The 345-nt window shown below is 64.3% G+C and carries 1 protein-coding gene; it reads right to left on the minus strand.

Translation table 11 applies throughout. The features are described 5' to 3' along the window. Position 1: 1 nt before the first annotated feature. Positions 2-345 (minus strand): FCD domain-containing protein (locus tag QCE73_RS34025; protein ID WP_309885340.1); only part of this gene is annotated, 344 nt, incomplete at its 5' end.

Raw genomic sequence — 345 nt, forward strand, 5'->3', positions numbered from 1 at the left:
GTCAGGCCGCGCTGTCGTCGCCGTGCTGGCTCGCACGGATGTACGAGTCCTCGGTGCTGCGAATATGCGTGCGCAGCTCCGCGCATGCCTTGCGCACGTTGCCCGCGCGGATCAGCTGCATGATCTCCGAATGCGTGTCGTGGCATGAATCCACACGCTTGTCATCGGCGGCGAGCCGTGCGCGCAGCGCCTGGATCTTGTCTGCGACCAGTTGATACGCGGCTTGCAGATACGCATTGCCACAGCGTTCCAGAATGGCGCCATGAAAGCTCGCGTCCTGCAGGCGATGGCGCATGTCGTCGTCGATATCGCCGTCGACGCCTGACTTCAGCGCCGCCGTCAGGC

This window comes from Caballeronia sp. LZ029, assembly GCF_031451275.1.
Lineage (GTDB): Bacteria > Pseudomonadota > Gammaproteobacteria > Burkholderiales > Burkholderiaceae > Caballeronia > Caballeronia jiangsuensis.